Origin of the sequence: Paenibacillus validus NBRC 15382 (assembly GCF_004000985.1) — a bacterium.
Classification (GTDB): domain Bacteria; phylum Bacillota; class Bacilli; order Paenibacillales; family NBRC-103111; genus Paenibacillus_G; species Paenibacillus_G validus.
On record NZ_BIMH01000020.1, the window covers coordinates 38,384 to 55,336 of the forward strand.

The 16,953-nt window shown below is 56.0% G+C and carries 18 protein-coding genes and 1 riboswitch; of the genes, 3 read left to right on the top strand and 15 right to left on the bottom strand.

The window, feature by feature from the left end; all coding sequences use genetic code 11:
• Positions 1 to 111 precede the first annotated feature (111 nt).
• The 15 genes from cobT to PVA01S_RS14815 all read right to left on the bottom strand — a co-directional run bounded on the left by cobT (position 112) and on the right by PVA01S_RS14815 (position 14,902).
• The gene (gene cobT / locus PVA01S_RS14745) at positions 112 to 1,194 is read right to left on the bottom strand and encodes a nicotinate-nucleotide--dimethylbenzimidazole phosphoribosyltransferase (RefSeq protein ID WP_127608238.1); all 1,083 of its coding nucleotides are present in this window, start codon (positions 1,192 to 1,194) and stop codon (positions 112 to 114) included.
• Positions 1,187 to 1,978 carry an ABC transporter ATP-binding protein gene (locus PVA01S_RS14750; RefSeq protein ID WP_127608239.1) on the bottom strand — a complete coding sequence of 264 codons (792 nt, stop codon included), beginning with the start codon at positions 1,976 to 1,978 and terminating at the stop codon, positions 1,187 to 1,189. Before PVA01S_RS14750 ends, cobT begins: the two co-directional genes overlap by 8 nt.
• A gap of 98 nt (positions 1,979 to 2,076) precedes the next feature.
• Positions 2,077 to 3,120, bottom strand: coding sequence for a FecCD family ABC transporter permease (locus PVA01S_RS14755; RefSeq protein WP_127608240.1), 1,044 nt, complete (start codon positions 3,118 to 3,120; stop codon positions 2,077 to 2,079).
• Positions 3,120 to 4,139, bottom strand: a complete 1,020-nt coding sequence (locus PVA01S_RS14760; RefSeq protein ID WP_372813148.1) for an ABC transporter substrate-binding protein — start codon at positions 4,137 to 4,139, stop codon at positions 3,120 to 3,122. The genes PVA01S_RS14755 and PVA01S_RS14760 overlap by 1 nt, the downstream gene beginning before the upstream one ends.
• Positions 4,140 to 4,313: 174 nt before the next feature.
• Positions 4,314 to 4,527: riboswitch (cobalamin riboswitch) on the bottom strand.
• Between the two features lie 35 nt (positions 4,528 to 4,562).
• Complete coding sequence (locus PVA01S_RS14765; protein ID WP_236596002.1) at positions 4,563 to 5,102, bottom strand: hypothetical protein; 540 nt, start codon at positions 5,100 to 5,102, stop codon at positions 4,563 to 4,565.
• Positions 5,103 to 5,223: 121 nt separating this feature from the next.
• Positions 5,224 to 5,493 carry an aspartyl-phosphate phosphatase Spo0E family protein gene (locus PVA01S_RS14770; protein ID WP_054798132.1) on the bottom strand — a complete coding sequence of 90 codons (270 nt, stop codon included), beginning with the start codon at positions 5,491 to 5,493 and terminating at the stop codon, positions 5,224 to 5,226.
• Positions 5,494 to 5,622: 129 nt separating this feature from the next.
• A complete protein-coding gene (locus tag PVA01S_RS14775; RefSeq protein ID WP_127608241.1) occupies positions 5,623 to 6,819 on the bottom strand; it encodes an aminotransferase class I/II-fold pyridoxal phosphate-dependent enzyme in 1,197 nt (398 codons plus the stop codon).
• Positions 6,820 to 6,834: 15 nt separating this feature from the next.
• Positions 6,835 to 7,326, bottom strand: coding sequence for an Lrp/AsnC family transcriptional regulator (locus PVA01S_RS14780; protein ID WP_054798133.1), 492 nt, complete (start codon positions 7,324 to 7,326; stop codon positions 6,835 to 6,837).
• A gap of 177 nt (positions 7,327 to 7,503) precedes the next feature.
• Positions 7,504 to 7,803 carry a hypothetical protein gene (locus PVA01S_RS14785; RefSeq protein WP_054798134.1) on the bottom strand — a complete coding sequence of 100 codons (300 nt, stop codon included), beginning with the start codon at positions 7,801 to 7,803 and terminating at the stop codon, positions 7,504 to 7,506.
• Between the two features lie 138 nt (positions 7,804 to 7,941).
• Complete coding sequence (gene cysK / locus PVA01S_RS14790; RefSeq protein WP_127608242.1) at positions 7,942 to 8,868, bottom strand: cysteine synthase A; 927 nt, start codon at positions 8,866 to 8,868, stop codon at positions 7,942 to 7,944.
• 114 nt (positions 8,869 to 8,982) lie between these two features.
• Positions 8,983 to 10,314 carry an MFS transporter gene (locus PVA01S_RS14795; RefSeq protein WP_127608243.1) on the bottom strand — a complete coding sequence of 444 codons (1,332 nt, stop codon included), beginning with the start codon at positions 10,312 to 10,314 and terminating at the stop codon, positions 8,983 to 8,985.
• A gap of 139 nt (positions 10,315 to 10,453) precedes the next feature.
• On the bottom strand, positions 10,454 to 10,948 hold the full coding sequence (locus tag PVA01S_RS14800; protein WP_127608244.1) for a hypothetical protein: 495 nt from the start codon (positions 10,946 to 10,948) through the stop codon (positions 10,454 to 10,456).
• A gap of 205 nt (positions 10,949 to 11,153) precedes the next feature.
• Positions 11,154 to 11,573, bottom strand: coding sequence for a DUF350 domain-containing protein (locus PVA01S_RS14805; protein ID WP_127608268.1), 420 nt, complete (start codon positions 11,571 to 11,573; stop codon positions 11,154 to 11,156).
• Positions 11,574 to 11,674: 101 nt separating this feature from the next.
• Entirely contained in the window at positions 11,675 to 12,355 is a 681-nt protein-coding gene (locus PVA01S_RS14810; RefSeq protein ID WP_127608245.1) for a PspA/IM30 family protein, read from the bottom strand.
• Between the two features lie 159 nt (positions 12,356 to 12,514).
• Entirely contained in the window at positions 12,515 to 14,902 is a 2,388-nt protein-coding gene (locus PVA01S_RS14815; RefSeq protein ID WP_127608246.1) for an endonuclease MutS2, read from the bottom strand.
• A 190-nt stretch (positions 14,903 to 15,092) separates the two neighbouring features.
• Between PVA01S_RS14815 and PVA01S_RS14820 the strand changes: the two genes are divergently transcribed.
• From PVA01S_RS14820 to PVA01S_RS14830, 3 genes are all read left to right on the top strand, one after another.
• On the top strand, positions 15,093 to 15,461 hold the full coding sequence (locus PVA01S_RS14820; RefSeq protein WP_054798137.1) for a phage holin family protein: 369 nt from the start codon (positions 15,093 to 15,095) through the stop codon (positions 15,459 to 15,461).
• A 202-nt stretch (positions 15,462 to 15,663) separates the two neighbouring features.
• On the top strand, positions 15,664 to 16,077 hold the full coding sequence (locus PVA01S_RS14825) for a cupredoxin domain-containing protein (protein WP_230876053.1): 414 nt from the start codon (positions 15,664 to 15,666) through the stop codon (positions 16,075 to 16,077).
• Between the two features lie 148 nt (positions 16,078 to 16,225).
• Positions 16,226 to 16,924, top strand: coding sequence for an SDR family NAD(P)-dependent oxidoreductase (locus tag PVA01S_RS14830; protein WP_054798138.1), 699 nt, complete (start codon positions 16,226 to 16,228; stop codon positions 16,922 to 16,924).
• Positions 16,925 to 16,953: the final 29 nt, after the last annotated feature.

Consider the following 16,953-nt stretch of genomic DNA (forward strand, 5'->3'; position numbering starts at 1 on the left):
GCCTCCCGATGCTATCTGTTTTTGTGAATGCCTACGCCAAATGCCAAATGCCGAACCTTGAACGAAACCGCTCAGCCGCCTCCCCTATCTCCCGGCCGCGGACCGGTGGGGCTACACCTTCTCCGGCGTACTCTTATCCACCGCTTGCGAGATGCCAGCATCGTCGAACGTCGCCATCTGGCTCATAATATTTACGGCCGCTTCGATAAGAGGGAAGGCGAGCACAGCGCCCGTTCCTTCGCCGAGCCGCATATCCATGCGCAATATCGGCGCAAGGCCGATTCGCTCCAGCAGGCGGGCATGCCCCTGCTCGTGCGACAGGTGCGAAGCGAGCATATACGACGTGCTGAGCGGGGCAAGCCGCGATGCGATCAGCGCAGCCGCCGACGAGATGAAGCCGTCGATCACGACCGGGCAGCGATGCCGGGCGGCCCCGAGAATGACGCCGACAAGCCCGGCGATCTCCAGCCCGCCCACCTTCGCCAGCACGTCGATCGGATCGTCGGCATTCGGCCGATTCCGCTCGATCGCCCGGCGAATGACGTCCTGCTTATGCGCCAGCCGCACGTCGTCAATGCCGGTCCCGCGCCCTGTCGCTTGCACCGTGTCGGTCGCGCCGAGCACGGATAAAATCGCCGAGCTGGCCGTCGTGTTGCCGATGCCCATCTCGCCCGCCGCGAACAGCCGGTAACCGCGCGCGGCCAGCTCGCCGGTCAAGTCGAAGCCGGCGGCAATCGCCGCAATCGCTTCTTCACGCGTCATCGCCGGGCCCTGCGCCATGTTGGCCGTTCCTTTGCGCACCTTGCGCGAGACGAGCGACGGATGGCTCAAGTCGGCATTCACGCCGACGTCGACGCAAACGACATCGGCTCCGACCTGGCGTGCCAGCACGTTGACGGCCGCACCGCCGTTCAAGAAGTTCAATACCATCTGCGGCGTCACTTCCGACGGGAAGGCGCTCACGCCCTCCTCGCACACGCCGTGGTCGCCGGCCATCACAATGACCGCTTTACGCGACAAATCCGGGTACAACTGCCCCGTAATCCCGGCAAGCTGCTTCGCCATATCCTCAAGCCGGCCTAAGCTGCCCGGCGGCTTCGTCAGCCGATCCAGCCGCGCTGCGGCTTCCGCCCACTTGCCGTCATTTATAGGCTCAATACCGGAAACGAAGTCCTTCCACCTGTCGTTATTCATCATGAACGCCCCCTGCCAATAAAATTTGCGGGACGCCCCGTTCGGGATGAGACACCACGAACGGCCGCGTACCGTATACCCTTTCGAGCAAATCCTCCTGCAGCACATCCCCCGCTCCGCCAATCCCGGCAATGACGCCTTCGTGCAGCAGCAGCAGCCGGTCACAATATTGTGCGGCCAAGTTCAGATCGTGAAGCACCGAGACGACCGTCATGCCGCACTCCTTCTGCAACAGGCGAATCCTATCCATCATCTCGAGCTGGAAGCCGATATCGAGGAACGTCGTCGGCTCGTCCAGCAGCAGCAGCTTCGGCTGCTGCGCCATCGCCTTGCCGAGCGCGACACGCTGGCGTTCTCCGCCGCTCAGCGCGTCGACCGGGCGTTCCCGCAGCGGCTCGAGCTTGAGCCAGCGAATGACGCGGTCGACCAAGGCGGCGGCGTCTTCCGCTTCATCGCCGAACCAGTTCTGATACGGGTAACGGCCCATCTCCACCACTTCCTGCACCGTGAAGCCAACCGGCGGCAGCGCATCCTGCTGCAGCACCGCGACCTGCCGGGCCAGCGCTTTACGCGAGTACTCGCCGACCGGCTTGCCCGAAAGCTTCACCGTCCCGACGTCTATCGGCTCGACGCCGGCCATAGCCTGCAGCAGCGTCGATTTGCCGCCGCCGTTCGGACCGAGAATGCCAAACCATTCCCCCGGCTCCACCTGAAAGTCGATGCCGTTCAGAACTGTCCGCGCGCCGTACCGCTTCACCACCCGTTCCATCGCAACCTCGATCATGGCAAGTCCCCCTTCGCCGCATTCGCCAATCTCCGCCTAACCGCCGTCCAGCCTCCTCCTTCGTTTCCTAGCGTCCCCTTACCGTTTCCCTGCTGCGCTCACACCGCTTGGTCCCGAATGATGCGCTTTCGTCGTCGCAACAAATAAGCGAAGAACGGCGCGCCCATGAATGCGGTCACCACGCCTAGCGGAATCTCCGTCGGACTAAGCAGCGTGCGCGCAAGCGTATCCGCGAGCAGCACGTAGATGGCGCCGCCTATCACCGATAACGGCAGCAGCAGGCGGTAATCCGGCCCGGCGATCAGCCGCAGCAAGTGCGGCACGAGCAGTCCGACGAACGCGATCACGCCGGAGACGGATACGGCCGCCGCCGTAATTAACGTGGAAGCGATCAATACGATCAGCTTGGTGCGCTCGATGTTGACGCCTAAGTATGCCGCTTGCCGCTCGCCTAGCGCGAATACGTTCATGGCCCGGCCGTAACCGGTCAGCACCGCTACGCCAATTACCAGGTAAGGCAGCAATATCAACGTATACGACCAACCGCGAAGCGCCAAGCTGCCCATCAGCCAGAATATAATTTCATTGATGACCTGCTTCGACATCGAGACCATCAGCGAGACTAGGGCCGACAAAAACGCCTGCATCACCACACCCGATAAAATCACCGTTTCGATCCGCAGCTTGCCGTCCGCTCTCGCCAGCATCAGCACGACCGCAAGCGTTAGCGTTCCTGTACCGAAGGCGACCGCCGGAACGCTCCATTCGCCGAATACATACTGCAAGCCGAATAAGATAAGAAAGGAAGCGCCGACCGACGCGCCCGAGGAAACGCCGAGCGTGTACGGATCGGCCAGCGGATTGCGCAGCACCCCTTGGAAAGCGGCGCCAGCCAGTCCCAAGGCCGCTCCGACGAGCATCCCGAGCACGACGCGAGGCAGCCTGACCTTCCACACGATTTGCTCCGAAGACGTTTGCCAATCTACCGTTAAGCGCCCCTCCATGCCAGGCAGGTGATGCAGCAATATTTTCCAGACGTGCACGAAAGGCACCTGCACCGAGCCGACCGATAATGAGACGGTTGCGGCTAACAGAAGCAAGACAAGGCAAGGTCCGCCCCATAGCATCAGCTTCCGCTTCATTAGTTCACCAGTTCCGGATAAATCCCTTTGGCGATTTCCTTCAAGCCTTCCGTAATTCGCGGACCCGGACGGCTTGTCGTATCTTTATCGATGCCGGCCAGCTTGTTTCCTTTCACCGCTTCGAGCTGATCCCAGCCGCTGCGCTCGCGAATGATTTGGTCGAGCGTTTTTTTCGACTTGTCGTCGATCAAATTTTTCGGATACAAAATGACCTGCGGGTTTGCGGCGATGACTTTCTCTTCGCTCAGCTTGACGTACCCTTTCTCCGATGCGTATACGTTGATCCCGCCTGCCGTCTCGATCAGTTCGCTCAAAAACTCGCCCGAACCGACGGTATAGCCCGGGGAAAATTCGATGAACACTTTTTTCCTCTGCTCCGGCTTTACTGATTTTACAGCGTCGACCACGCTTTGCCGATCCGCTTTCATTTGCTCGACGAGCTTCCGGGCTTCTTCTTGGCGATCGAAAATTTCGCCCATTCTCTCAATGTTCGCCAGGACGTCGTCCATCGTTTTCGGCTGTACCTGATACAGATTGATCTTCAGCTCGCGCAGCTTGTCCACCGTCGGCGCTTTCATGGAAACGCCGGTCAGAACAAGATCGGCGCCCGCTCCGATCAGCGCTTCTTCGTTCGGCTTCGTGATGCTGCCGAGCTTCGGCTTCGTCGCAGCTTCCGCCGGGTAATCGCAATAATCCGAGACGCCGACGATTTTACTCCCGAGTCCGAGCGCAAACAAGATCTCCGTTTCGCTCGGTGACGTCGAAGCGATCCGCTCCGGCGCTTTCTCAAACACGAATTCCTTGCCTGTCGCATCCTGCACCTTCAGCGGGTATGTCGTCCGCTTCGCTTGCTCCGTTCCTTCCTGCTGGCTGCTCTGCGCTTTCGGCGGGTCGACGATCTGACCTTGGTTCGGCGCGGTCGCCTTACTGCCGCAAGCAGCCAATGCGGCCGCAAGCGCTAAGCTGACGACGGCCGTCGTCAGCTTTCGCAAGTGTCGTTTCGTGCTGGTATTCATCATCTTTTCTCTCCTTCATTCATCATTGGCTAGAACGTTCCCTTGACTGAACATACAAAAAAACCTCCGCCTGCGGACGCGAATCCGGAGCAGAGGGCATGTTTCAGACCCGATCCCGGGTCGTAAAGACCTGGGGCCGGAGCAAACCGCCGCTGCGCTCCTTTTCCGCGAAAGGAACAAGCGTATGAAGTTCGGGCAGGTTTCCTGGCTTCCGGGCTCCTTTCGGCGCTTTCTCGCCTTCCCAACCGGCAATTGCCGGCAAGTGGCTATCAGAGAGAGCTTATCGCCCGGTTACAGTGGCGGGACCGCGCCGGAATCGCACCGGCTTCCCTTTTAACCTGCGAACCAGCGGCTTTCGCCGCCCGCAGGCACCCGAACCTTTATTTAGAACAACGCCGCTTATTGCCCAATCGTTCAGGACAACGGCTATTTTTGCGCAATGTGCTTCATCACTTGCTTCGCTTTTTCAATATCCGGCGCATTTTGCGGAATGAACGCGTACAAGTCTTGGCCGCCCAGGCCCAGATCGGCGAACCATGTCGTCTTCTCGACCGGGATGCCGAATAAGTGCTTTTCGAGCTTGCCGTCCGGATTCCCGTCCACCGGCAGTTCCAGCACTCCGTCCGGGAAGTCTTCCGCCTTCGCCAATTCGTCGAGCGGCACGTATCCACCCTGCTTACCCAAGCCCCGGAATTGATCGCCGGGAAGGATGAGAATACCGTTACCGGCCGCCGCAACCTCAATGATCATCTTCTCGAGCGAAAACATCGGGGAGACCGCGACTGCCACCGTTGGGGCTTCTCCCACTTTAGACACAAGGGCCGCTTCAAGCTTCTCCGCCGCACCGCCCGGCATGCTTGTCGATGACATGATAAAAATCGGCACGTCCGCTTTCGTTCCTCCGCCGCCGCATCCGGCCAGAAGCATAAGGACCAACGCGATGACCAGCCAGCTTCCTTTCCTCAAATCCTTTTCCTCCCATTTGCCGCGTTGCATCAAAACATTCATCTGCTAGGTCTCTATCGACCTATCTTACCATACCCGAAAGGCTTGTATCAAAATATAAGGAATAACGAAAAGAAGCCGTTCAGGAACGGCTTCCACGATGACGATTCATATATTCATTAATTTTAATGTCCAGTTCCATGCTAATCTCGACGACTCGAGGGGAAGTTAACGTATTCCCGCTTTGGACTAACGATTCCAGCTCTTGTCGCAGACGGTAAATTTCATCTTCTAAAGACGTTGCGGATGAGTTTGTTTTCCGTTTACCAAAAATCCACTTGGCATTGCGATCGTTCTCTTGAATCCATACGACGTTCAAATACTGCCGAAGCCGATATTCCGGAAATGCCATCGTTCATCCCTCCCGTTCCCGATCTTTAGACCTATGGATAACAGCTTCATAAAGGATTTATCTATGAAACTTCCATACATCTAACATACCAGTTTTGGAGAAACTTGAAAATGACTATTTTTGTCGAACCTACAACTTTTTCATGAAATTTCCTATTCGATCGATCGCTTCCGTCAATTGACTGACCGAATAGGCGTAGGAACAGCGTAAAAAACCTTCGCCGCCCAGTCCGAACGCAGATCCGGGCACCGCCGCGACCTTCCCCTCGAATAAAAGGCGCTGCGCAAATTCCTCCGAGGTAAGGCCGGTCGCTTGAATCGAAGGAAACGCATAAAACGCTCCTTGCGGCTCATGGCACGGCAAACCGATCTGGCTGAAACCATGCACAACTAACCGCCTGCGCTGATTGTACGACTCCACCATCCGGTCCTTCTCCTCCAGCCCGTGCCGAAGCGCTTCGATGGCCGCCACTTGGCCCATTGACGGCGCGCACATGACGGTGTATTGATGGATTTTCAGCATGGCCGCAATCAAATCGCGGTGTCCGCAAGCATACCCCATCCGCCATCCGGTCATGGCGAAAGCCTTGGAGAACCCGCTAACCAGAATCGTCCGGTCGCGCATGCCGGGTATGGAGGCGAAGCTGACGTGCTTTTTCTCATACGTCAGCTCGGCGTATATTTCGTCCGAGATGACGATAAGATCGTGCTCCTCGACGATTTTGGCGATAGGCAGCCAATCCTCATAGGTCATGATGCCTCCCGTCGGATTGCTGGGGTAGCACAAAATCAGCACTTTAGAGCGAGGCGTGATGGCCGCTTTCAATGCTTCAGGCGTCAGCTTGAACTGATCTTTGGCGAACGTCTCGATCCCTACGGGAATGCCGCCGCCGATTTTCGTAATCGGGCTATACGAAATATAACAAGGCTCCGGGATCAGAATCTCGTCGCCCGGCGTAACCAACACGCGAAGCGCCAGGTCGATCGCTTCGCTGCCGCCGACCGTAACGAGCACCTCGTCCGTCGGTTCGTAAGGGACCTGGAACGAATCGTACAAGTATTCGGCGATAGCTTCGCGCAGCTCCGGCAAGCCGGAATTCGGCGTATATTTGGTGTTTCCCCTCTCCAGCGCATAGACGCATGCTTCTCTGACGTGCCAAGGCGTGCTAAAGTCCGGTTCGCCGACGCCAAGGGAGATGATATCTTTACTGCCGACAGTCAGATCGAAAAACTTGCGGATCCCCGAAGGCGGAATTTCGCGTACAAGCGGAGCAATATAGCTCGACATCGATTTCTTGGTTTGACTTTGACTTTGTTGTTCTATCATCGTTCACGACGTCCTTTACGGTGAGATTAGCAGACGGCTGTCGTCCTGATGATCCTCGAACGAAATCCCGTCCTGTTTATACTTTTTCAAAATAAAATGCGTCTTCGTCGACAGCACGCGATCGATCGGGGACAACTTGTTCGATACGAACGACGCGACTTCCTTGAGCGTCTTGCCTTCAATTTCAACAAGCAAATCGTACGCTCCCGACATCAAGTAAACCGACTTCACTTCCGGATATAAGTTAATACGCTCCGCTATGGCATCGAAACCGCGGCCGCGTTCAGGTGTAATCTGCACTTCGATTAAAGCGGTGACTTTCTCGCTATCCACTTTGGCCCAATTCACGACCGTCGCGTATTTTACGATAACGTTCGCTTCCTCGAGCTCGCGGATCGCCTCCGCCACTTCCGCCTCCGGTGCCGCAAGCATAGTCGCGATCAGGGCTGGTGTGCGGCGAGCGTCTTCCTTCAGCAGCTCAATGATTTTCATTTTGAATTGTTCCATGGACTCATCCTCCTGTTTAAACAAGAAACTATTTCTTCATATTACACCTATCGCACCCGCTTGGCAAAGCAAAAATAGGTGATTCCTCTTCGAGGTTCCGGGCGCAAAAAAAAGGCGTTCAGCTTCATTCCGCTGGACACCTGATATGGGCACTGGTAGGATTGGCGGGCTTGGCCGCTATGAATGAACGGACGACTTCGACGATGCAACGGGCAGCAGCTTACGCATATACATTTCAATCTCCCGGTTACGGTACTCCGGCAATATGGAAAATTCCATCTGCGAAGCGGCGTTATTGTCCGACAGCCGGCCGAGGCCAACTAATCGTTCTTGATCATAAGCGGCGATAATACGCCCGCTTTGACATATCGTTTCATATTCGAAGACCGGAAAGCCGTCGGCTTCTCCCGCCATAGAGTCGATCCATTGACGAAATTGCGCTTCACCCGGAAGCTCGTTATGCAGCGCGATTTTCATTTCGCGATTCTCCTCCCCTGATTCAGGACCGTAACATCCACCTGCTTTATATTGATTATTATACACATTATTGAATAAATATGCAAACTATCTGAATGAAAAATACCCGGCTTCTTAGCCGAGTATCTTTGTATTCGTTTAAAAAATATCCATGCTTAAATAGCGTTCGCCCGTATCAGGAGCTATGCATAACACCCGTTTGCCGGCTCCAAGCCTGCGCGCCACCTGCAACCCGGTCCACACCGACGCCCCTGCCGACGGCCCGACAAGAATGCCCTCGCGCCTGGCGAGCTCGCGCATCGTATGCAGCGCGTCCTCGTCGGATACTTGCACAATCTCGTCGTATACGCTCGTATTCAAGATCGCCGGAACAAAGCCCGGGCTCGTCCCGACCAGCTTGTGCGGCCCCGGCTTGCCTCCGGACAGCACCGGCGAGCCCTTAGGCTCGACGACATAAATCTGGATGTCCGGCAGCTCCTTGCGAAGCGCTTCACCCGTACCGGTAATCGTGCCTCCCGTTCCGGAAGTGGCGACGAACGCATCGAGACGCCCTTCCATCTGCTCGAGAATTTCGAGCGCCGTCGTCACCCGGTGGATGTCCGGGTTCGCGGGGTTTTCAAACTGCTGCGGAATGAAGCTGTCGGGGATTTGCCCGCGAAGCTCCTCGGCCTTCCGGATAGCCCCTGGCATGCGCTCCTCGGCTGGCGTGAGCACAACTTCGGCCCCATAGGCTTTCAGAATATTAATCCGCTCCTTCGACATATTATCCGGCATGATCAATATCGCCCGGTACCCTTTGGCCGCCGCATTCATCGCCAGTCCGATCCCCGTGTTCCCGCTCGTCGGCTCGATAATCGTAGCCCCCGGCTTCAGACGCCCGTCCTTCTCAGCTTGTATAATCAAATTATAAGCGGCCCGGTCCTTCACGCTGCCGCTGGGATTGAAATATTCAAGCTTTACATACAATTCGGCATCGTCTTCGCCTGCCAGCCGCCGAATCCGAACTGCGGGAGTGTCCCCGATCAGCTCGGTGATGCTGTTTACCATTCTTGTTCGCTTCGTCATACCGCGCCGCTCCTTTACTTCCGCTTGCGCCGGGTGCGAACACCCGGGCCTATGGCCTTAATTGTAAAGACCCGGACCGCCCGAGGTCAAGTCGGCCGTTTGTCTGGCCCGCCATCACGCGGCATGCGCCTTGCGCATGAAGTAATAGGCGGCCAGCGGCGAGCTGCCGATGCCGAGCAGCAGCCAGTTCATCACCGCAGGAGAGCTCGCGAAGGAAATGACGGCGATGAACACGGCTGTGCCGAGCAGCCTTCCCGCATTCAGCGCCAGCTCGCGCATAACGATGTACTCCTCGCGAAGCTTCGCGCTCTCCTCTTCTTTGCCGATTAAATCGAAGACGATGGTCGTCATAGGGATGCTGTACAGCGGATAGAAAATCGCGGCCCCTATTCCAAAAATCAGCAGCGTCGTGAAGCTTACCTTCCAGAAGAAAGGCAAAATGATCAGAACCAGCATCACAACGCCGATCAGCATGGCCATTCGCCGAAATCTTGGCTTCAACAGACGCCCTGCCAGCATGAAGAACACCAGCGAGACGGCCGAGGAAATGAGCGCGAAATTGCCGAGCTTCATCTCGTTGCCCGTATGCACATACACGAGCAGCGCAATCATGAAGCCGAACACGCCCTCGCGGCAGCCTTGAGCGACAAGCGCGGCGCTGACCGTGCGCCATGCGGTATCCTTTTGCCTTAAACATCGCCATGTCAGCATCCATTCATAAGTGCCGGTCGTCTTCCGCTTTTTCAGAAAAAAGCTGACGATCACGCCGACGACAAAGACGACCAGCGACAGCGTAAAAATAAACCGGTATCCGCTGACGGCGCCCATGCGTACGATCAACATACCGGAAAGCCACGGGGCAATCATCCCGACGCCCGACCCGATGAGGCCGACCCAGCCGTTGAACCGGTCACGACTGTCCGGATCCGTCACTTCGAAATAAACGACATTGAACGCAAGCCAAAAAAAGCCCGCGGCGAGCCCCTGCGTTACGCCGAGCAGCACGAAATATTCAGCTGCGCTTTCGCCGAACCACAGCACAATCAAGTAGAACAGCGCGGAAACCGCCACGCCGGCACGCAGACAATTCATCTTGTTATGTTCCTTCACCCATTTACCCGAGATCCAGAACGTCAGCGCCATCGTCAAATGATGAATCAGCGTAAACCAACCGATCAGCGTGAAATCTTGCTTCGCCTTCCACAAGTACACGTTAACGAACGTCCCGGATAAAGCGTTGCCTGCCGCAAAAAAACCGCTTACCGCAAGCAGCAGTCTGGACTGTGCGGAGAGCGGCTCGCCTTTCTTCAGGACGGATTTGCGGCCGCCCCGCTTTCCTTCCTCTTCATGTTCCCCCCGCACCTCACGCCATTCGTGCCGGTCTTTCCCGTCTTGCAGCAAGCCCGTCCTGCCATGGTGCGAATCATGTTTCGATCCGGTGTACATGCCCTCACCCTCTCTTTGGAGTGTGTAAGCTTTAGCTTCCCCAATCGGCCGGAAAGCATGACTTGAAGCAAAAAAAAGAAATCCTCCGCCGGCGGCCCAGCTTCGGATTCCCTTTTTTTGTACATCGTTGCTATCGAATTTACGCCTTCCCGTGCTGCTTGAGCAGCTCGATCATCGCCACGCGATCCTTCTCCGCCAATACATGCTCAACCTTGAAGCATGACGGGCAAACGTATACCTGGCTCGCATGCGAAGCGGAAAGCAGCGGTTTCTTGATCGCCTGATGAACGAACGGTACGAACGAATCCGGCGACGTCCGGGTGCCCGCGAGCAGCATAAAGCTTTGACAGGACGTGCACTCGGGCGCTTCCTCTTGATGGTCCAGCAGCCGCTGCACGCCTTCCTCATATTCGTCGTCCATGGCTTCCAGCTCGGCCTCGTCCATATCGTCGTCTTCGTCTTCATCCTCGTCAAACTGGATCGATTGTCCTGTCTGCTTGACCGTTAATTGAATGCTGCGGTAATCGCCCAAGTCATTATAGCAATGCGGACACGAAGTCTCCGGTCCGATCTCGGGATCCCATACAATTTCGGTTTGGCACCAAGGGCAAAACAAATCTTCCGCTTGCGACAATCGTCATACCTCCTCGGGTGACCGGCCTCGGGTCCATGTTCCATATCGCCGGGCCACTCTCTTCATGCATATTTAATAAAATAGTAAACGCCCGCGCCCAAAAACACAAGCGCAAGCGCAAACAAGGTCCCCCATAAATACTTCAATCTCCGCACCTCTCCCTCAGGGCTTGTTCATCTTCTACGGTGTCTGCAAGCCGGTGCCCTTAGGTCACGCTCGCGCCGATCACATACGAGAGCGAGATGGAAAGAATCATCGAGAGAAAGCCGACCGCGCGATTATCCTTTTGGATTTGTTCGTCGATTTTGAAGTAGGGCGTCAAAAACTCAAAAATAAAATAGGCTGCAAGCAGCAATACAAAACCGTATCCCGCCCAAATCAGCGAATGCAGTACGGAATCGTTGTTAAGAATCGCAAACCGGAACAAGTTGCATATGCCGAAAATTTTACCGCCCGTCGCCATCGCAACCGCCACATTGCCGTTCTTGATTTCTTCCCAATCCTTGTATTTCGTAACCAACTCGAAAACCGCCAAGAAGACGACGAGCGCCAATACGGCGACCGAAAAAAACGCCAAGGTTTCCACATACGGATTTCCCATCAAACGATCCACCTCTTCATTCATCATGATCGATTGCCCCTGCCTCTCCCTGCATATGGTTGCTCACATCCGAGAACAGCCGAAGAGACTGAAGGCGATTAACCTTCAGTCTCGTCCATATCGTCTTATTCCGATTGTTTCTTGGCAGCCAGTTTGGCACGCAAAGCGGCTAGCTCGTCTTCGACGCCGTCGTTCTTGCCAAGCGCATCGAGCTCGTCGTCCAAGCTTTTGTTTTTGCCGCGCAGCTCATTGCTCGCTTCGGCTTCCGCTTCAAGCTGAAGCACCTTCTCGCTCATACGGTCGAAGCCTTTGGCCGCATTATCGGTACCGAAGCCGGACATCGCCTGGTTGATTTGCTTCTGCGCTTTAGCCGCTTCCGCCCGGGCCACCAGCACTTCCTTCTTGCTCTTCAACTTGCCGAATTCGTTTTTCATTTCGGCCAGCTGGCCGCGAAGGCGATCTGCATTCGCTTTGGCCGTATCGAACTGCGCTTTCATTTCGTCGTAACGCGCCTGATGCTCCTTCTTGTCCTGAAGCGCGCGGCGGGCCAAATCTTCGTTGCCGGATTCAAGCGCCTTGAGCGCCTGCTCTTCGCGCTTTTGCACCATTTCCAGCGCTTCCTCATACTGCTGCTTGAACTTTTTCTCAATCGCGATTTGCTTCGCGACTGCGGTTTCCGCCTCGAGGATGTCCTCTTCCATATCGCGGAGGAACTGGTTCAGCATTTTCACCGGATCTTCGGCCTTGTCAAGCAAGTCGTTAATCGAAGCCATCGTCAAATCGCGCAATCGTTTAAAAATCCCCATCTTTACCTAACATCCTCTCAAATTATTATTTATGTGGAAGACAAGCCTGCAGACCCTTCAACCTGAACATCGATGTTTACACTTCTTTATTACGAAAGCAAGAGGCTTTTCGTTTCAGAGGATCGCAGAAAAAATTCGATATGCGCGTTCGACTCGGGACTATTTCAGTTCGGCAACGGTTACTCCGGCCCCGCCCTCATTGTAATTGCCCATGCGGTAGCTTTTCACATGCTTGTGCTTGCGTAAATATTCTTGCACCCCGGAACGCAGAACGCCGGTTCCTTTGCCGTGAATGATATAGACCTGGCCGAAATTCGCCAAATACGATTCGTCGAGAAATCTGTCGATTTCCACAATCGCCTCCTCGACATTCGCGCCCCGCAGATCAAGCTCCATCTTCGCGTTGTCGTCGCGCGTCCGCTTCAGGCTTGACGTTGCCTTCGGCTGCTGGGGCTTCGGCTGCGCGGAAGCCGCTTTAATCAGCTCAACGTCAGCTTTATTCACCTTCAGCTTGAGAATGCCGAGCTGTACCGAAACCTCATGCTCGCCCACGATCTCGACGACATGACCCTTCTGCCCGACCGTGGTCACGAGCACCTCGTCGCCCGGCTCCAGGCGATCCGGCTTCTTCTTCGCCGATTTGACCGCGTGTTTGGCCTTCAACTCCGGCACGGCGTCGTTCATTTTACGCTTCAGCTCGCTGATCTTGTGATCCTTAACGCCCCCGGCCTCCTCGCGCTGCAGGCGGCGCAGCTCGGCAATGACTTCCTCGGCTTCGCGCCGGGCTTTAGCTACCGCCTCCCGCGCTTCGCGTTCGGCGCGCTCGAGCATCTTGTCGCGCTGTTCTTCAAACTTCTGCCGTTCGCGCTTCAGCTCCTCGCGGAGCGTCTCGACTTCGTTGCGCAGCTGTGCCGCCGTCGTCCGCTCGGCTTCAGCCTGCAGCGTGTTCTCCTCGAGCGTGGCAATCATCGATTCAACCCGCTGCTCTTCCTCGCCCACTTGACCGCGGGCGCTCTCGATGATGGCGCGCGGCAGGCCAAGCCGCTCGGCAATCGCGAACGCGTTGCTTCGTCCGGGCACGCCGATCAGCAGCCGGTAAGTCGGCCGCAGCGTCTGCACGTCGAACTCCATGCTGGCGTTAATGACGCCTGGACGGTCGTACGCGTACGCCTTCAACTCGCTGTAATGCGTCGTGGCGATAATCCGGCAGCCCATCCGGTGCATGAAATCAAGAATCGAGATGGCGAGGGCAGAGCCTTCCGCAGGATCCGTGCCGGCGCCGAGCTCGTCGAGGAGCACCAGGCTTTTTGGCGTCATTTCTTTCAGAATCCGGATAATATTCGTCATGTGGCTGGAGAACGTACTGAGGTTTTGCTCGATGCTTTGCTCGTCGCCAATATCGGCGTAAATGGCGTCGAAGACGCACAATTGACTGCCCTCTTCGGCCGGAACGAACAGTCCCGACATCGCCATCAGCGACAGCAGACCGACCGTTTTCAACGAGACGGTCTTACCGCCTGTATTCGGGCCGGTAACGATGATGGAAGAATATTTATTGCCGATTTCCACGTCGATCGGTACGACTTGCTCGCTCGCGATGAGCGGGTGCCGGCCGCGCTTCAGCTTGATGAAGCCGCGGTCGTTCAAAATCGGCAGCGTCGCTTTCATCTCCCGGGCGAGTCCCGCTTTGGCGAAAATAAAATCGAGCTCGGCCAGCGCCTCGACATTGACGAGCAGCGTATCCGCGGCTTCGGCGACGAGCACCGTCAGCATGCGCAATATTTTTTCGACTTCGATTTCTTCCTTGAGCTTCAGCTCGCGGACGCGGTTATTCATCTGTACGACGGCTTCCGGCTCAATAAACAACGTGGCGCCCGACGCCGACTGATCATGGATCATTCCGCCAAAATGACTGCGGTATTCCTGCTTCACCGGGATGACATACCGGTCATTGCGGATCGTGACCAGGTTGTCCTGCAGCATTTTTTGAATCGAGGGGGTACGCACCATCTGCTCCAGACGCTCCCGCGCCTTCGATTCGCTGCCCCGCAGCTCATGACGGATCCGCGCCAGCTCCGGACTTGCGCTATCGACCACGTTCGCATTCTCGTCGATACATTGGCGGATGCGGTCTTCCATCGGCTTATGATCGGTTAGCTGTCCAATAAGCTCCATTAATGACGGGATCGCGTAATCGTCGTTTACGTCGCTTAAGAAGCGTCCCAGCCGCCTGCCGCCCTGACTCGTCATCGCGACGTCGAGCAGCTCCGACGGGTTCAGAACGCCGCCGATGCGCGCGCGATGCAAGGCGTTCCGAATATTCCGAATACCGCCGAACGGCGCCGCGCCCTTGAGACGGTCGGCATTGACCGCTTCGTCGGTCGCTTGAAGCCTTTTTTTCACCTCGGAAAACAGTCCGCTAGGCACCGTCTCCAGCACCCGTTCTTGTCCGAGCGAGGTTGAAGCATGGTTGGCGCACCGTTCCAAGACGGAGTGATAGTCCAGCGTATTCAATATTTTTTCATTATACGATTTCGTAGGTTTCATCAGTTTCCCCATGGGTCCCTGCCTTTCTGGCTTAACCATTTACACCTGCTATTATATCCAACTTGCGGAACCAAAGCGAATGATTTTCCCTTCACCTTCCATTCATACCGGCCGGGGTTCAAGGCAACCCTAAATGTTGCACCGGATGAGCATGCTGCACAATAAGTTCCGCTAAGGAGGAATGAGTCTGATGTATCTGTTAGGTCATCTAGTCCGATTTATTGTCTCCGCTCTTATGCTGCTCGTAGTAAGCTGGATCGTTCCCGGCTTCACTGTCGGAGGATTCTGGAGCGCGTTCTTCTTGGCCCTGGTCATCGCTGTCGCCGCCTGGGTTATCGAAGGCGTGTTCGGCAAGCGAATTACGCCGTTCGGCCGGGGTATCGTCGGTTTTCTCGTGAGCGCACTCGTCATTTGGCTCGCCCAGTTTATTGTCGGCGGCGTTTCGACAAGCATTGTCGGCGCGATTCTGGCCGCCCTTGTGGTCGGGATTATCGATTTGTTCATTCCGGTCAAAACGCCGTTCGAACATGGCATTTCAGGACGGGAAGACGCCAAGTAACAACAAACAACCACGGTTCATCCCAGCCGCGAACGAACCGTTTCCCGCGGTGCGGCTGGGTTTTTCACTTGCCCGGGCTACTTCACGATCTGTTCATATTGTTGTCACCCGCCCGACACAGCCAAAAGTCCCTCTTCGAGTTACACTTACTTTACGGGATGCAGCAATGCCCGGACATGTAAATGAGACGGAGGGATTACAAATGAGAATCAAGATGAATATGAATAAATGGATCGTAACGTTAGCGGCATTCGCCCTTATGCTTTCCTTAGCGGCATGCGGGGCGAAGGAAGCCCCTAAAGCGGCAGAGCAGCCGCCAGCTTCGACAGGAGCTTCCAGCTCAAGCTCCTCGGCTCAGCAAGTGAAGCTGGTCGCCACCAATTTCCAATTCGATCAGAAGGAATACAAGGTGAAACAAGGCCAAGACGTCACCTTTACGCTGGAAAACAAAGAAGGCATGCACGGCATCTCGATCAACGGTTTGAATGTGAAGCTGGATAACGGGTCGAAGACGGCTACCGTGAAGGCCGACAAAGCCGGCACCTATGATATTATTTGCACCGTTCCTTGCGGGCAGGGCCACATCTCCATGAAATCAAAATTGATCGTCGAATAAATCGAATATACCGCAGAAGCGTCCTTTCTCGAAAGGGACGCTTTTTTTATGAAGTAACTTTTCCTTATGCGATTTATCAGGAAATATAATTTCCCCTCTGTACCAGCGGCTGTTATAATAATAAAAAATCGGCAAAGGAGCGGACAGGATGGTAAATTTGGCAAGCTTGAAGGGAAAAACGGCGATTGTTACAGGAGCAGGAACAGGACTTGGACGGGCTACGGCGATAACGTTGGCGGCCGCGGGCGTTACCGTCGTATTGTGCGGCCGGCGACTCGGTAAAATCGAAGCGGTCGCCGCCGAAATTGCAGCCAGCGGCGGCTCGGCCTTGGCCGTACAGGCCGACGTCAGCCAAGAAGCCGATGTAAATAGGCTTGTTCGTACAGCCGTGGAACGATTCGGTACGATTCATATTCTGATTAATAACGCCGCCGTTTACGAAACCGGACAAGTGATTGATACGGAGCTCTCGGCTTGGAACGAACAGATCAGCGTCAACCTCACCGGAGCCTTCCTGATGACGCGCGCCGTGCTGCCGACGATGCGCAAGCAAAAAGGCGGGCACATCATCAACATCACCTCTTCGCTCGCTACCAACGGAGCGGGCGGCTTCGCCGCATACAGCGCCAGCAAAGCCGGGCTCGAGTCGCTGACCCGGACAACGGCCGAGGAAGAAAGCAGCTACCGGATTCTGGCGAACCTGTTCAATCCAGGCACGATCAAGTCCGAAATGCACGCCACCGGTAAAGACCCGCACCTCGTCGCCCCGGATATCGCTGCTCTGGCTGCGCTAAGCAACCCCGGCTTCACCGGGAGGCTGGTCGAAGCGGGAACGGTGTTGGAATAAGGCGCATAGCGCGAAAGCGGGGAGCCGAA